This window comes from Hydrocarboniphaga daqingensis, from assembly GCF_900129825.1.
Classification (GTDB): domain Bacteria; phylum Pseudomonadota; class Gammaproteobacteria; order Nevskiales; family Nevskiaceae; genus Hydrocarboniphaga; species Hydrocarboniphaga daqingensis.
Map to the genome: position 1 here is coordinate 149,764 of NZ_FQWZ01000005.1, position 15,309 is coordinate 165,072.

The following is a 15,309-nucleotide window of genomic DNA, read 5'->3' on the forward strand; positions in this document are numbered from 1 at the left end:
GACCAGCCTCGGCCCGCGGCGCTCACGCCGGCAGACGCAGCAGCAGCAAATGCGCATCGGCCTGCTGCGTCGGTGTGCCTTGCTGGGCCACTTCCGTGAGCAGATCGCGCGCCATCTGCGTATCGCCCATGTCGATGTAAGCACGCGCCAGATCGAGCTTGGTACCGACTTCGTCATCGGTTGCGAGGTCGCTTTCGGGCTCTGGCTCGAACAAGTTGATGTCGTCCGGGTCCAGCGCCAGCAGTTCTTCGACCGGAATCGTCTGCGGATTCGACAGGTCCAGCGCCGGCATTGAGCCAGCGGCCGCGGTGGGCCCCGTGGCGACTGGCGTCGGACCGAACGAAAAGTCGATCCGGTTGGCGTGCTCGGTTGTTGCGGGGGTCGCCTCCGCAGGCGGCGTCACCGGTGCGGACCAAGCGGGCGGCGCGTCGAGGGAGAAATCGACGCGATGCGCCGGCTCCGGCTCCAGCTCCAGCGTCGACACCGGAGGCAGGGATTGCGGTGTCGACAGCGGCTGGGACGGATCGCGGAACAGTGCGGAATCGGGGCACAGCTGCGCGCCCATGAACGTCAGCCGCGACCAATCGGCGGCCGACAGCCGGAACTGCAGCTGCTGGGCCAGCGCTTCGAAGTCGTCTGGCCGCCCGGCAGCAAAGTAGGTTTCGGCCAGCTTGACCGCCAAGTCGTCGCGGCCCGGCTCGACGGCGATGGCGTCCAGCAGCCCGCGCACCGCCTCGTCGTACAGGCCGTACGACAGATGAAACTCGGCCTCGGCGAGCGGATCGAGTTGGTCCAACGACGGCGTCGCCGGTGTCGTTGGGTCAGCGGCCAAGTCGATATCGCCGTCGCCCTGCGGCAGATCGGGATCCATCAGCACCTGCTCGGACGGGGTCGGCACCGCGTCGGCCGGTTCGTCGAATTCGACATGCGGATCGTTTGGTGGCGCGACCTCGCTGGCGAACTCGCTGGCGAGCGCGTCATCCGCGACGACGGGATCGGCAGCGGCAGCCGCATCGAGCGTCTCGCCAACCGTTGCAGCGTCGTCGATGCGGTCCGGGGCGTCGGCGGTCTGAACGGCGTCGGCCGCGGATGTTTCGGGCTCGACCCCGGCAGCGCCGGACGGTTCGACGCGCGGAGCCGCCACCGTTTGCGTATGGCGCCGACGCCACAACACGACCAAGGCCAGCAGCAGGAACGGGGCCGTCATCAGCGCCCAGATCGAGCCGGCCGTCCTGCGGTCGATGACCGACTTGGGCGGCGTCGCAACCGGGGCTGCGGCGACGACCGGCTCGGCAACCGGGGCGCTGGCAACGGGCTCGTCCGCTGGCGGTTCGGCCGCGACGACGCCATCGCCAACCACGGTCGTGGCATCGCTGCCCGCCACCACGGGATCGACTGCGGTAGCGTCGACCGGCTGCGCCGGCGCTTCTGCTGCCGGCGACCCCGCGGTGTCGGCTGCAGGCGGCGCCTCGTTTGCGGGCGGAGCCAAAACGGCGGGCGGCGCGACGACGGTGGCGGTGTCGACGGGCGCGGGCGGCGGCTCGGTCGCCGGAGCAGGAGCGGCAGCAGGAGCGGCAGCAGGGGCAGTCGCAGGCGGCGGCGATGGCGACACGGCCACCCACTTGGATGCCGGCGGCGGGCGACGGGCCGGTGTAGCAGCGGTATTACCGGCACGCAGCGCGGCAATCCGGCGATGCGCCTCGGCCTCGGACACGCTGCGCATCTGCTCAAGGCTCGGGACTCGCAGCACGGCGCCGGTCAGCAAGCCGTTGATGCCGCCAAAGAACGCTTCCGGATTGGCGGTGTACAAGGCCAACAAGGTCTGGTCCATCGAAACCTGAGCGGGATCGGGCCGAAGCCGGGTGGCGACGCTCCAGAATGTCTCGCCGGCCTTGACCGGTCCGTACTGACGATCCCCAGTGGCCGCTTCCGGGCCGGCCGGCCCATCCGCCGCCGGCAAATCGAGCAGCACCGTGTAGCCGCGCAGCACGCGACTGCTGCCGGCGCGCGCTTCGACCAACAACGACAGCATCGGCTCGCGGGCGCTCTGCTGGCTGCTGATCCGCACCAGATTGCCGCTGATCGCGAATCGGAGACCGGCGACGAAATCGGTCAGCGTGAGTCCCGCCTTTTCAAACTCTTCAGCCGATGCCAGTTGAACCTGCAGGCTCTCAGCTTCGTCCTCACTGAGCGTGCTCAAGCGAAGCGTGGCAACCAGCGGCTGGTTCAGTCGCGAATCGACCGCGATATCGCTCAAGCCCAACGCATGGGCACCCATGCTGGTGACCGTCAACAAAGGGGCAACGATACCGACCCATCCATGCCGCATTCCGAGTTCTCCGCGCGCCATCAGGGACGCTTGATTGAAGGCCTGAATCTGAAACCAACGCAACGCATCGCCGACATCGTGTTGAAGTCAAGACTGCGACGCGGGCCTGACTGGCCGCAGCGCCAATACAGTAGCAAAGTGCCCCAAGCACGATGGCTCCGGGCACCTCGCCTGGTATCAGCGGCGGACAGCACGGGATCAACGGTGCAGACGCTCGTTTCAGACCGTACCAACGCGGATCGCTACGCATGTAGGACAAGCCCTCTGCGCAGCGGAGGCCACCGCTGACATCGAACTGGCAACACTCTTGCCTATGCTGCTGCCATGGATTGCCGAAACCGCAACACACCTCCGCCGATCCGCTGCTGGTTGATCGCGCTGCTGCTGGCGATGGCCACGCCGCTGCGGGCCGCCGCGCAGGAGCCCATCGATCGGCCCGGCCATTCGGAACTGTCGACGCTGTTTGCCTCGCCCGGCTTCCGCAACAACATGCTCGACAAAATCGGCCGCCCGGTCCTTGCCGCTGGTACCCGCAGTGTTCTGGGTCATCAAGCCGTCAGCCCGGCCCGTTACGTCGCCGATCTGAATTACTACGCCAGCCCCGGTATCAGCCGAACGCTGGGCCAACAGATCGCCAGCAGCGTTGTCGACGCCGACCCGGGGCAGACACGTCACATCCGCGAATTACTGGCCAGCGGCCGCGTCTGGCAGCGCTTCGATCGCGTGCTGTCGGGCACCGGCTACTCGAGTCGCAATCTGGCCGATGTGATGGCCTGGTACTACGTCACCAGTTGGGAAATCATCAACGAGCAGGACGCGCCGCCGGCGCTGTATCGCGCGGTGCGCGACCAGATCGCCGAATCGCTGCAGTACAGCCCCGAGGTGCTGTTCATGAGCAATGCGGAGAAGCAGCGCGTGTCCGAGTCGATCGGCATCATGTGCACGATCGTCGATGACGGCAGCCAGCAGCTTCGCGACCAAGGCGACCAGATCGGCTACCTGGCGGTTCAGAACGCCGTTCGCGAGTCCCTGCTGGAGCAAGGCCTCGACATGAAGCGCCTGAGGCTGACCCGGCGCGGCTTCTCGACCCAGTAGATCAGCGCCTTGCCCAGCCGTCCGGAAGCGGCACTGCTGCGACCACTCGCAGCGGTGCCGCTGAGACTCAGGCGCCGAGCAGAATCCGCAGCATGCGCCGCAACGGCTCAGCCGCACCCCACAGCAACTGGTCGCCGCAGGTGAAGGCGCTCAAGTAGTCCGGCCCCATGTTCAGCTTGCGCAAGCGGCCGACCGGCACCTGCAGCGAGCCGCTGACGGCGGCCGGCGTCAGCTCGCGCATGCTGGCGTCCCGGTCATTGGGCACCACGCGCACCCAGTCGTTACTGGTCTTGATCAGCGCTTCGATGTCGGCCATCGGCACGTCGCGACGCAGCTTGATCGTCAGCGCCTGCGAATGGCAGCGCATCGCGCCGATGCGCACGCACAAGCCGTCGACCGGCACCGGGTCGGCTTCGCGGCCGAGGATCTTGTTGGTTTCGGCCTGCCCCTTCCACTCTTCCTTGGACTGGCCGTTGTCGAGCTGCTTGTCGATGTATGGAATCAAGCTGCCTGCCAGCGGCACGCCGAACTGCTGGGTCGGGAAGGCGCTGGATCGCAGCGTCTCGGACACCTGCGTGTCGATCGCCAGGATGCTGCTGGCCGGGTCGGCCAGAAGACCGGCGACGGCCGCATGTGTTGCGCCCATCTGCGCGATCAGTTCGCGCATGTTCTGCGCGCCGGCGCCGCTGGCGGCCTGGTAGGTCATCGCGCTCATCCACTCGACGAGGTTTTCGCGATACAGCGCGCCCAGTGCCATCAGCATCAAGCTGACGGTGCAGTTGCCGCCGACGTAGTTGCGCACGCCGCTGTCGATACCGCGCTTGATCACATCGAGATTGACCGGGTCGAGCACGATGATCGCGTCGGACTTCATCCGCAGCGCCGACGCCGCGTCGATCCAGTAGCCGTTCCAGCCGCTGGCGCGCAGCCGCGGGTAGACGTCATTGGTGTAGTCGCCACCCTGGCAGGTCAGGATCACATCCATCGCGCGCAGCGCGTCGATGCTGTTGGCATCGTGCAGGATGCCGCCCGACTTGCCGCCGAACGATGGCGCGGCGCCGCCGACGTTCGACGTCGTGAAGAACTGCGCGTCGATCAACGCAAAATCGTTTTCCTGCTGCATGCGCTGCATCAGCACACTGCCCACCATGCCGCGCCAACCGACCAATCCGACTTTCTTCATGACGAGTCCCTGCAATGTTGTGATCCCTCTCCCTGAGGAGAAAGGATTGCGAAGCACCGGATCAGGGTGCTCGCGAATGGATTGACCTCGACACTGCGAGGCCCTCACCCGCCCCTTCGGGGCACCCTCTCCCGGCGGGAGAGGGGAAACGCTAGCGCCGCAGCGCGGCGATCACCGCGTCGCCCATTTCGCGCGTGCCGATGACCTTCTCGCCAGCTTGCGCGATATCACCGGTGCGATAGCCAGACTTCAGCACGGCCTTGACCACTGCATCGATACGATCGGCGATATCGCTGCGGTCGAAGCTGTACTTGAACATCATGCCCACCGACAGGATCGTCGCCAGCGGATTGGCCTTGTTCTGGCCGGCGATGTCCGGCGCGCTGCCGTGGATCGGCTCGTACATGCCTTTGCCGTTCACGTCGAGCGATGCCGACGGCAGCATGCCGATCGAGCCACCGAGCATCGACGCTTCGTCCGACAGGATGTCGCCGAAGATGTTGCCGGTAACGATCACGTCGAACTGCTTGGGCCGGCGAATCAGCTGCATCGCGGCGTTGTCGACGTACATGTGGCTCAACTCGACGTCGGGATAGTCCTTGCCGACTTCGATCACCACTTCGCGCCACAGACGCGAAGTTTCGAGCACGTTCTCCTTGTCGACCGAACACAGCTTCTTGCTGCGCTTGCGCGCCGCCTCGAAGCCGAGCTTGGCGATGCGCGCCACTTCGTCGCGCGCGTAGTGCATCGTGTCGTAACCCTCATCGACGCCGGCGGCGTTGACGCGGCGTCCGCGCGGCTGGCCGAAGTAGATGTCGCCGGTCAGTTCGCGCAGGATCAGCAGGTCGAGGCCGGCGATGACCTCCGGCTTCAGCGACGAGGCCGCCGCCAGCTCCTCATAGGCCAGTGCCGGACGGAAGTTGGCGAACAGGCCGAGGTCCTTGCGGATGCCGAGCAAGCCGCGCTCCGGGCGCAGTTCGCGCGGCAGCGCGTCGTACTTCGGGCCGCCGACGGCACCGAGCAGGATCGCGTCGGCCTCGCGTGCCAGCTTCTGCGTCGACGCCGGATACGGATGACCTTCGGCGTCGTAGGCCGCGCCGCCGAGCACACCGAATTCGTATTCGATCGCCTCGCCTTCGCTGCGCAGCAGGTCGAGTACCTTGACCGCTTCGGCCATCACTTCGATGCCGATGTAGTCGCCGGGGAGGATTGCAATTTTCTTGGTCATATCGGGATTTCGGTAGACGTCAGTGTCGGCGGCAGCGCGCTTGAGCCGATCAGACAGGGTTCGTAAACAGCCAGGGCGCCTGCTCGCGGCGACGCGCTTCATACGCGCGGATCGCATCGGCGTGCTGCAGGGTCAGGCCGATCTCGTCGAGGCCACGGATCAGGCAGTCCTTGCGGAAGGCGTCGATGTCGAACGCATGCGCAAGGCCACCCGGCGTGATCACCCGCTGTGCCGGCAGATCGATCGTCAGCGTATAGCCGGGGTTGGCAGCGAGTTCGCGGAACAGCGTTTCGATCACGTCAGCCGTCAGCGCCACCGGCAGAAAACCGGTCTTGAAGCTGTTGTTGTAGAAGATGTCGGCAAAGCTGGACGCGATCACCGCGCGGAAGCCGAAGTCGTCGAGCGCCCAGACTGCATGCTCGCGCGACGAGCCGCAGCCGAAGTTTTCGCGGCTCAGCAGAATCTGCGCATCGCGGTAAGCGGGCTGGTTCAGCACGAAGTCCGGGTTCGGACGGCGCGAGGCGACCGGGATATCCAGATCACCGGCGTCCAGATAGCGCCAGTCGTCGAACAGGAACTGGCCAAAGCCAGTGCGCTTGATCGACTTCAGATACTGCTTGGGAATGATCGCGTCGGTGTCGACGTTCGGCCGGTCCAGCGGCGCGACTTTGGCGGTCAAGGTGGTGAAGGCGCGCATCAGACGAAGCTCCGGACGTCGACGAAGTGACCGGCGATGCCGGCGGCAGCGGCCATGGCCGGCGATACCAGATGGGTGCGGCCGCCCTGCCCCTGACGACCTTCGAAGTTGCGGTTGGACGTCGACGCGCAGCGCTCACCCGGCTCCAGGCGGTCGGCGTTCATCGCCAGGCACATCGAGCAGCCGGGCTCGCGCCACTCGAAACCGGCGTCGGTGAAGATGCGGTCCAGCCCTTCGGATTCAGCCTGGGCCTTGACCAGACCCGAGCCCGGCACGACCAGCGCGAGCTTGACGTTGGCGGCCTTGCGCTTGCCGCGGACCACGCTGGCCGCCGCGCGCAGATCCTCGATCCGCGAATTGGTGCAACTACCGATGAACACCTTGTCGATCGCGATCGATTCGATCGGCTGGTTCGGCTGCAAGCCCATGTAGGCCAGCGCCTTCTCCATGCCGGAGCGCTTCACCGCATCGCCGACGCTGGCCGGATCCGGAACGCTGGCGGTGACCGGCAGCACCATCTCGGGCGACGTGCCCCAGGTGACCTGCGGCTGGATCGATTGCGCGTCGATCACCACTTCGCTGTCGAACACCGCACCGTCGTCCGAATGCAGCGTGCGCCAGTGCGCCACGGCGCGGTCCCAGGTTTCGCCTTTGGGCGCATACGGCCGGCCCTTGCAGTAGTCGATCGTGGTTTGGTCGACCGCGATCAGACCGGCGCGCGCGCCACCTTCGATGGCCATGTTGCAGACCGTCATGCGGCCTTCCATCGACAGCGCGGCGATCGCCTCGCCTGCGAACTCGATCGCGTAGCCGGTGCCGCCGGCCGTACCGATGCGGCCGATGATCGCCAGCACGATGTCCTTGGCGGTCACGCCGGGCCCGACTTGGCCACGGACCACGATGCGCAAGGTCCGGCTCTTTTTGGCGACCAGCGTCTGCGTGGCCAGCACATGCTCGACTTCCGAGGTGCCGATGCCAAAGGCCAGCGCTCCGAAGGCACCGTGCGTCGACGTGTGCGAGTCGCCGCAGACGACGGTCATGCCCGGCAGCGTGGCGCCCTGTTCCGGCCCGATCACGTGGACGATGCCCTGGCGGCGATCGTTCATGCGGAACTCGGTGATGCCGAACTCGGCGCAGTTGCTGTCGAGCGCGTCGACCTGGGTGCGCGAGATCGGATCGGTGATGCCGCCAGCGCGGTCGGTGGTCGGCACGTTGTGGTCGGCCACCGCGAGGTTGGCGGCGATGCTCCACGGCTTGCGGCCGTTCAGGCGCAGGCCGTCGAAGGCCTGGGGACTGGTGACTTCGTGGACCAGATGACGGTCGATGTAGATCAGGCAGGCGCCGTCGCCGCTGTCGCGGACGACGTGCTCATCCCAGATCTTGTCGTACAGGGTGCGCGGGGTAGCCGACATGGAACGCTCGCAGGGGTCAGAGACGGCGCGCAGTCTAGGCGGCGCCTTGCCATAACTCCAATGAATCGTTTGAATATCCAGCATTCCATACTGGAATCTGGAAACCCCAGCCGGAGCCCGTCATCGACACCCAGGACTTGAGCGCCTTCGTCGAAGTTGCCGATAGCGGCTCATTCTCGGCCGCTGCCGAGCGGCTGCATCTGACCCAGCCGGCGATCAGCAAGCGCATTGCCGCGCTCGAGGCGCGACTGCACCGCAGCTTGTTTGATCGCGTCGGCCGGCGCATCACGCTGACCGAGGCCGGCATCGCGCTGCTGCCGTATGCGCGGCGCGTGCTGCACGAGATCGAGGATGCGCGCCGCGCGGTGTCGCGGCTGTCGGCCGAAATACGCGGGCGCTTGTCGATCGGCACGAGCCATCACATCGGGCTGCACCGGCTGCCACCGGTGCTCAAGCGCTACACGCAGCAGTTTCCCGACGTCGATCTGGACATCCACTTCATGGATTCCGAAGACGCCTGCGATGCGGTGCTGGCCGGCAAGCTGGAACTGGGCATCGTCACGCTGCCGCTGTCGCCGCTGCCGAATCTTGAGCAGCACCGGATCTGGCCCGACCCGCTGGCCGTGGTCGTCGCGCCTGAGCACGAGTTGGCGCAGCGACACCCGATCAGCCTGCCGCTGCTGGCCGACTACCCGGCAGTTCTGCCGGACCGCGACACCTACACGCACCGCATCGTCACCGCTGCCCTGCAGCGCCACGGCGTTGCGCCGCGCGTGCGGCTGGCCACCAACTACCTGGAAACGCTGAAGATGCTGGCTGCGATCGGCTTGGGCTGGAGCGTGCTGCCGCAGTCGATGCTCGACGACAGCATCTGCGCGATCGAAGTCGAAGGCTTCCGCCTGCAGCGGGAGCTGGGCGTGGTCTGGCACCAGCGCCGCACCCAGTCGGCGCCGGCGCGCGCGCTGATCGAAGAGCTGATCGCCTCGGCCACGGCGGCTGTGGCATAAGGCGCTATCCGTTCACCCGCCCGGTCCCTGACCCATCCGATGTCCGTCTCTGCCCTGCTGTCCCATACCGCCACGATCGGCGGTGTTCGTACCCGCGTACTGGAGCGCCCTGGCGACGATGCGCTGACGCTGCTGCTGATCCACGGCTGGGCTGATAGCGCCGATACCTGGAAGCCGCTGATCGCCGCGCTCGACGACCTGCCGGCGCGGATCGTGGCATTCGACCTGCCGAGCTTCGGCGCCGCCGGCGACCTGCAGCCCGGCCCGCAGCTACCGCAGTTCGTCGCCACGGTCGCGGCGGCGTTACAGCAGTTCGCCGGACGCGGCCGGCTGCTGCCGGTGGGTCAGTCGCTCGGCGGCCGCGCGCTGCTGATGGCACTCCACCAGGCCGACGCGGCGTCGCGGGCGATCCCCGGCTGCATCGTCATCGGCCCGGCGCCGCTGGAGCTGCCGGCCTGGCAGAAGATGCTGGTGCGCAACGGCTCGCTGGCGCCGAGCGCCAGCCGCCTCGGCGAGCCGCTCGACGCCGCGCAGCAACGCGCCGAGTTCCTGAAAAGTTTCAAGCGCACCTGCCTGGCTGAGCCCGACCGGGTCGACGCCTCGGTCTACGACGATTACCTGCGCCACTACACGGCCGAGCGCATCGGCCGGCACATGGAATCGCTGCGTTTGATCGGTGGGGAGCTGCAGCAGCCGCTGTCGCTGGACCGGGTGCAGATGCCGGTCGAGATCATCTGGGGCGAGGCGGACCGCATGGCGCCGGTTGGCGGCGCCGACCGCTACTGCCAAGCGCTGCGCGACGCGCGCCTGACGCGACTGCCCGGCTGCGGCCATCACGCCCATCTGGAGCGGACCGACGACGTCGCCGCGATCGTGCGCCGCATGGCGCAGCCGGTCTGAGCAACCGCCCCTCGACGCGGTGATGGCGCCGGACCCGTTGGCACTGTTCGACAGCGGCCCACAAACGCTGATCCAAGATGATCAGGGCGGCGTGGTCTATCGGCCGGGCTGGCTCGACGCCGCACAAGCGCAGCGATGGTTCGAGCGGCTGCGCGACCAGATTCCATGGCAGCACCAGCGCCGGATGATGTACGAGCGCGAAGTCGACGTACCGCGCTTGATGGCGCACTACCGTCATGACGATCCGGCGCTGCACCCGATTCTCAAAGTCGCGCTACGCAGCGTCGAGCAGGCCAGTGGCGTGGCCTTCACCAGCCTGGGCCTGAACTACTACCGCGACGGCCAGGACAGCGTCGCCCCGCATCACGACCGGCTCGAAGACCTGATGCCGGGCTATCCGATCGTATTGCTGTCGCTGGGCGCGACGCGGACGATGCGGATCAGCCGCCAGCAGCCGCCGCGCCACCGCATCGACATCGACCTGCAGGCGGGCAGCCTGCTGACGATGAGCTATGCCTCGCAACTGCAGTATCTGCACGGCATTCCCAAACAGAGCGCTGCGCTGCTTCCACGCATCAGCATCGCGTTTCGCGTGCGGCCACGCGCACCCGCCTCGCCTTCGCCACCGCTGCCGCGACCCACTGCGCCGTAAGCGCCATTGCCGCCGACCTCGTCGGGACGCACGAGGCCGGCGCCGGCCCCGGTCGGCAGCATCACCGCCATAACAACGGGGAGAACGCTGATGCGAAGGATCATAGCGACCTACAGTGTCGTCGCCGGCAGCCTGTGGCTGGCCGCCTGCAGCGGTGCGGCCAGTCCGCAGGGGCCTTCAGTGGCGCCACCGCCGGGCCTGGGGGCCAGCCGCTGCGGCGCCGACCTGCAACAGCGCCCCTGGTGCGACACCCGGCTCGATGCCGCACAACGCACGGCCTTGCTGTTGGACGCGATGACGCTGTCGCAGAAGATCGCGCTGATGGCCGGCGACAACCCGACCAGCGTCATCAACGGCATGCCGGCGACCGGCGTCGTCGACGGCATCGCCGAACTCGGCATCCCGACCTTGTTCATGTCCGATGGGCCGGTTGGCCCGCGCGAAGGACGGGCCACCGCGATGCCGTCGCCGATGGCACTCGGCGCCAGCTTCAACCCCGCACTGGCTGAGCGCATCGGCGCCACGATCGCCGACGAGGTCCGCAACAAGGGCAACGATCTGCTGCACGGCCCGACCGTCGACGTGATGCGCACGCCGCTGTCGGGTCGTGCGTTCGAGACCTTCGGTGAAGACCCGTATCTGAGCAGCCAGCTGGCGGCGCCGTGGGTCATCGGCGCGCAGTCGCAAGGCGTGATCGCCAACGTCAAGCACTTTGCCGCGTACACGCAGGAAGGACAGATCGGCGTGCCACCGATCACCGCGCTGATCGGCGGCCGGCAGTTGGTCAACGCGATCATCGACGAGCGCACGCTGCGCGAGCTGTACCTGCCGCCGTTCGAGAGCGCCGTCCGCGACGGCGACGCCGGGTCGATGATGTGTGCCTATCACGCGGTCAACGGTGCGCCGACCTGCGCCAGCGCAGCGCTGCTGCAACGCGTGCTGCGCGACGAGTGGGGCTTTGACGGCTTTGTCGTGTCGGACTACTACCTGGCGGTCAAGGACACCGTGCTGAGCGTGCGCAACGGGCTGGAGATCGAGATGCCGATCGGCACGTTCTACACGCCGCTGCTGCTGGAACTGCAAGTGCGCAGCGGCTTGATCGATGAAGCGCTGATCGACACCCGCGTCGGCAACATCCTGCGCACGCTGCTGCGCTTCGGCTTCTTCGACCGAGCCGACTTCGTCGCCGATGACACCCGCATCGACCAGGATGCGCATGCCGAGGTGGCACGCGATGCGGCCGAACAGGCGATGGTGCTGCTGCACAATCAGCGTGCACTGCTGCCGCTGGACCTGCAGCGGACACCACGGATCGCGGTCATCGGAGAGTCCGCAACGCGGCTGCCCAACGGCGGCGGCTCGTCGGCCGTGATGCCGTTTACCTTCGTCACGCCGCTGGACGCGATAACCGCGCGCGTCGGCAGCGCCGGCACGGTGCGCTATGCCAGCGGCGAGTCGCGTGATGATGCAGTGGCGCTGGCCGCCGATGCCGACATCGTGCTGCTGTTTGCAGCCGACAACGCATCCGAAGGCGTCGACAAGCGCTGCCTGTCTCTGGACTGCCCGCTGCTCGGCAGCAGCGCGCAAGACCGGCTGATCGACGCCGTCGCCGCCGCCAACCCGAACACCGTGGTGATCCTGCAGGTTGCCGCGCCCGTGCTGACGCCGTGGCGCGAGCGCATCGGCGCGCTGCTGGTGGCCTGGTATCCAGGCCAGGAATCCGGCGCTGCACTGGTGCGTGTGCTCTGGGGCGACACCGATCCGGGCGGACGCCTGCCAAGCAGCTTTCCGGTTGCCGAGACCGACACCGCAACAGCCGCCAACCCGTTGCGCTATCCGGGCGTTGCCAACCAAGTGCTGCACTCAGAAGGCCTGCTGACCGGCTATCGCTGGCACGACGCACAGGGTGTGGAGCCCGCCTATCCATTTGGTCATGGACTGTCTTACGCACGCTTCGATTACAGCGGACTTCAGATCGATGTCGGCAGCGCCGGCGACCGGATCGACGCCCGTTTCAGCGTCCGCAACAGCGGCACGCGCGCCGGCTGGGCCGTACCGCAGCTGTATCTGGGCCTGCCCTCGCCAGCAGACGACATTCCACAGCCGCCGCGCGTGCTCAAAGGATTCGACAAGCTGTGGCTGCAACCCGGCGAATCGCGCCGTGTGTCGCTGGCACTGGACGCCCGCGCGCTGTCGTACTGGGACGTCGCTAGCGGCAGCTGGCGGATCGCCGATGGTTGCTATCGCGTTGAAGCGGGCGCTTCGTCGCGCGATTTGCCGCTGCAGACCCGAGTGCTGCGGCGCGACGGCGCCGATTGGCAGGTCGGCGGCTGCTAGGCGCCGATTTCGGCCATCGGCCAGGGAAAATGACGGTCGCGACGCACCCAGTCGCAAATCGTCGTCGCCGACTGCGCCTTGGCGTATAGCCAGCCTTGGGCTGATCCGCAGCCGATATCGCGCAGATAGCGCGCCGTGCTGGCGTGTTCCACGCCCTCGGCCACGACGTCGAGCTTGAGCCGGTGTGCGAGTTCGACCGTTGTCTGCACGATCTCGCGCACGCGAGGGTCGCGATCGAGATTGCAGACGAAGCTGCGGTCGATCTTGATCGAATCCACCGGCAGTTGATGCAAGTAGCTAAGCGATGAGTAACCCGTGCCGAAATCGTCCAGAGCGATGCCGATGCCCTGATCGCGCATGCCGCGCAAACGCTGCGCCACACCACGGAAATCGCGAACCAGAACGCCTTCGGTGATCTCGAGCTTGATCCGACGCCGCGCCAGCGGATGATGCTGGAACATCAGCTGCAGCCGATCGATGAACTCCATGTCGCAGACGTCGTCAGGCGACACGTTGATCGAAATCCACGGCGTGGTCAGATCACCGCGCAAGCCCGCCCAGCTTTCAACCAGCTTGACCGCTTCGCTCACTGCGCCCAGCGTCAATGCATGGACGTGCTGCGTACGCTCCGCCCAGCTGACGATCTCCGGGATGTTGATGTCGAACACCGCCTCCGGCCAGCGCAGCAGTGACTCGAAGCCGACGATGCGACCGTCGGCGAGATTGACCACCGGCTCGTAGAACTGTCGGAATTCGCCGCGCTCAAACGCGCGCAGCAGCGCGGCGTCGTGCTGCGTCGACGCGGCAGCCGAACGCGGCGCGGCGATCGCCGCCGATGAAGGATGCATCGTCGAGCGCTCAAGATGCAGGTAACGGCGACTCAGCACCGCCACTTGCCGGTCCATGTCGCGCAAGGTTTCACGCCGATCGCCGGCCAGCACGATCGCCGCGGCCAACGCAGCGCCGAGCAACTGCACCATGACCTGCACGAACCACCACTGCAGCGAAAACGAGTAGGCCGTCGCCGTCGGAATCCCGAGCCGCAGTTCGAGCGGATGCCCGGCCAGCGTGATCTTCTGCTGCCAGTAGACCTCGCCGGCGGCAAAGGCGGCGCGCTCACGAGTTTCCGCGATCCGACTGCCGCTGGCGTCGCCGGTATACAGCAGCCGGCGCGACGAGATCGCGCTGACATCGAGCAACTGGACCCAGGCGCCACTCGGCAGGCCAGAGGCGTCTTCGATGGCCTGGCGCAGCAGCGACTCGGGCTTTTGCATCACGAGCACATACTGCGGCGGCCACTGTGCCCGACGTGGCATCGGTATCAGCCAGATCAGGTAAGGGTCGTCATGGCTACCGGCCTTCTGCAGCACCGCGTTGCCACTGACGATCTGCACGCGGGGCTCATTACTGCCTGCGACCACCTGCAGTCCCAGCCCCGTGTCGCGGCCGAGCGTCAAGCCGACCATTCGTGTCGCCGATGAAGCCGGCACGGCAGCATCGACGACCCAGCCGCCGCTTCCACCGGGCGCGAAAACGACCAGCGCCATCGCGTCCAGGCTGGCGTCCCGCGCCAACATCGTCGCCGCCACTTCCTGAAATGCCGCCTCGTCGATGCCGGTGGGCGCCGCAACCGCGCGCAGGCCGATCGCCATCAGATCGATGTCTTCGGCTTCGTCGGCGATATGCCGTGCCGCGATGGCGAAGCGTTCGCGCACCCCGCTGCGTTCAAGCTGGATGGCGTTGTAGACCAGCAGCGCGGCCAGCGCCCAAGTGCCGGCCGCGACCACCGCCGCAGTGGCGATCATTCCCGGCGAACGGTAGCGGCTGCTGGTGTTGCGCAAGCGCCGTTCGAGCAGCCAAGCCAGCGGATAAATCACCGTGACGCCCAGCATCGAGCCGACGTAGGTTACGACCCAGAAGCGCAGCGGCGTGATGCCGGGCAAGCCCTGTTCGAAGTGCAATACCCACGTGGTGATCGATGCGCTGACGACGCAGCTCAGCGGCGCCACCAGCAACAGCCCGATCAGCGGATTGAAGCGGGTGCCGGAGCGACGCTGCAATCGTCGATAGAGCAGCGACTGCAATTGTCCTTGCAGCGCTTGCCCGCTAATCACCATCGCCGCCGACATCGGGCTCACTGGCGATTGGTATTGCACTGGCCAACCCAGATAGGACGACTGCAGATAGCCCAGGCTCAGACCGATGACAGAGGCGATGACGCCACGCGGTCCCAGACAGAGCGCGACGACGAACACCACGCCCGAGATCGGGCTCAGCAGGCTGGCAATGCCGGTTTCGCCCAGAGCCGCCAGTTCAAGCGTCGCGAATACTGCGCTGAACAACGCCGCCAGGCTCAGCCCGATGATCGGACGGCTGCGGTCGGGTTTCAGCTTGGTTCGCAAGGGCGCTCCTCGAGGGCCGGCAGGTTGAGCGTTGTCGAAAACAGGGATGCCCGTGAAGCGAGCACGC

11 protein-coding genes are annotated in these 15,309 nt (G+C 66.9%); 5 read left to right on the plus strand and 6 right to left on the minus strand.

Going from position 1 to position 15,309, the window contains the following annotated elements; all coding sequences use genetic code 11:
• Window positions 1–22: 22 nt before the first annotated feature.
• On the minus strand, window positions 23–2,329 hold the full coding sequence (locus tag BUB09_RS11305) for a FimV/HubP family polar landmark protein (protein ID WP_175550182.1): 2,307 nt from the start codon (window positions 2,327–2,329) through the stop codon (window positions 23–25).
• 324 nt (window positions 2,330–2,653) lie between these two features.
• Between BUB09_RS11305 and BUB09_RS11310 the strand changes: the two genes are divergently transcribed.
• Complete coding sequence (locus tag BUB09_RS11310; RefSeq protein ID WP_072897763.1) at window positions 2,654–3,424, plus strand: DUF6683 family protein; 771 nt, start codon at window positions 2,654–2,656, stop codon at window positions 3,422–3,424.
• Between the two features lie 67 nt (window positions 3,425–3,491).
• Here BUB09_RS11310 and asd read toward each other — a convergent pair whose 3' ends face one another.
• From asd to leuC, 4 genes are all read right to left on the minus strand, one after another.
• Window positions 3,492–4,607 carry an aspartate-semialdehyde dehydrogenase gene (gene asd / locus BUB09_RS11315; RefSeq protein ID WP_072897765.1) on the minus strand — a complete coding sequence of 372 codons (1,116 nt, stop codon included), beginning with the start codon at window positions 4,605–4,607 and terminating at the stop codon, window positions 3,492–3,494.
• Between the two features lie 151 nt (window positions 4,608–4,758).
• Complete coding sequence (leuB, locus tag BUB09_RS11320) at window positions 4,759–5,835, minus strand: 3-isopropylmalate dehydrogenase (protein ID WP_072897767.1); 1,077 nt, start codon at window positions 5,833–5,835, stop codon at window positions 4,759–4,761.
• A gap of 49 nt (window positions 5,836–5,884) precedes the next feature.
• On the minus strand, window positions 5,885–6,532 hold the full coding sequence (gene leuD, locus BUB09_RS11325) for a 3-isopropylmalate dehydratase small subunit (RefSeq protein ID WP_072897769.1): 648 nt from the start codon (window positions 6,530–6,532) through the stop codon (window positions 5,885–5,887).
• Entirely contained in the window at window positions 6,532–7,944 is a 1,413-nt protein-coding gene (leuC, locus tag BUB09_RS11330; RefSeq protein ID WP_072897771.1) for a 3-isopropylmalate dehydratase large subunit, read from the minus strand. The genes leuD and leuC overlap by 1 nt, the downstream gene beginning before the upstream one ends.
• Window positions 7,945–8,066: 122 nt before the next feature.
• Between leuC and BUB09_RS11335 the strand changes: the two genes are divergently transcribed.
• The 4 genes from BUB09_RS11335 (at window position 8,067) to BUB09_RS11350 (ending at window position 12,840) form a co-directional block, all read left to right on the plus strand.
• Entirely contained in the window at window positions 8,067–8,951 is an 885-nt protein-coding gene (locus tag BUB09_RS11335; protein ID WP_072897772.1) for a LysR family transcriptional regulator, read from the plus strand.
• 39 nt (window positions 8,952–8,990) lie between these two features.
• The gene (locus tag BUB09_RS11340; RefSeq protein WP_072897774.1) at window positions 8,991–9,851 is read left to right on the plus strand and encodes an alpha/beta fold hydrolase; all 861 of its coding nucleotides are present in this window, start codon (window positions 8,991–8,993) and stop codon (window positions 9,849–9,851) included.
• 22 nt (window positions 9,852–9,873) lie between these two features.
• Window positions 9,874–10,503 (plus strand): alpha-ketoglutarate-dependent dioxygenase AlkB family protein, encoded by a 630-nt coding sequence (locus BUB09_RS11345; protein WP_084083372.1) that lies wholly within the window; start codon window positions 9,874–9,876, stop codon window positions 10,501–10,503.
• 90 nt (window positions 10,504–10,593) lie between these two features.
• Window positions 10,594–12,840: a beta-glucosidase family protein gene (locus BUB09_RS11350; protein WP_084083373.1), complete on the plus strand. Its 2,247-nt coding sequence runs from the start codon at window positions 10,594–10,596 to the stop codon at window positions 12,838–12,840.
• Here BUB09_RS11350 and BUB09_RS11355 read toward each other — a convergent pair.
• Complete coding sequence (locus tag BUB09_RS11355; protein ID WP_072897776.1) at window positions 12,837–15,242, minus strand: sensor domain-containing phosphodiesterase; 2,406 nt, start codon at window positions 15,240–15,242, stop codon at window positions 12,837–12,839. The genes BUB09_RS11350 and BUB09_RS11355 overlap by 4 nt on opposite strands.
• Between the last annotated feature and the right edge of the window lie 67 nt (window positions 15,243–15,309).

Excerpts from the sequence above, each read along its gene's own strand:
- BUB09_RS11305 (WP_175550182.1), bottom strand. The coding sequence starts at position 2,329 with ATGCGGCATGGATGGGTCGGTATCGTTGCCCCTTTGTTGACGGTCACC.
- BUB09_RS11310 (WP_072897763.1), top strand. The coding sequence starts at position 2,654 with ATGGATTGCCGAAACCGCAACACACCTCCGCCGATCCGCTGCTGGTTG.
- asd (WP_072897765.1), bottom strand. The coding sequence starts at position 4,607 with ATGAAGAAAGTCGGATTGGTCGGTTGGCGCGGCATGGTGGGCAGTGTG.
- leuB (WP_072897767.1), bottom strand. The coding sequence starts at position 5,835 with ATGACCAAGAAAATTGCAATCCTCCCCGGCGACTACATCGGCATCGAA.
- leuD (WP_072897769.1), bottom strand. The coding sequence starts at position 6,532 with ATGCGCGCCTTCACCACCTTGACCGCCAAAGTCGCGCCGCTGGACCGG.
- leuC (WP_072897771.1), bottom strand. The coding sequence starts at position 7,944 with ATGTCGGCTACCCCGCGCACCCTGTACGACAAGATCTGGGATGAGCAC.
- BUB09_RS11340 (WP_072897774.1), top strand. The coding sequence starts at position 8,991 with ATGTCCGTCTCTGCCCTGCTGTCCCATACCGCCACGATCGGCGGTGTT.
- BUB09_RS11345 (WP_084083372.1), top strand. The coding sequence starts at position 9,874 with ATGGCGCCGGACCCGTTGGCACTGTTCGACAGCGGCCCACAAACGCTG.
- BUB09_RS11350 (WP_084083373.1), top strand. The coding sequence starts at position 10,594 with ATGCGAAGGATCATAGCGACCTACAGTGTCGTCGCCGGCAGCCTGTGG.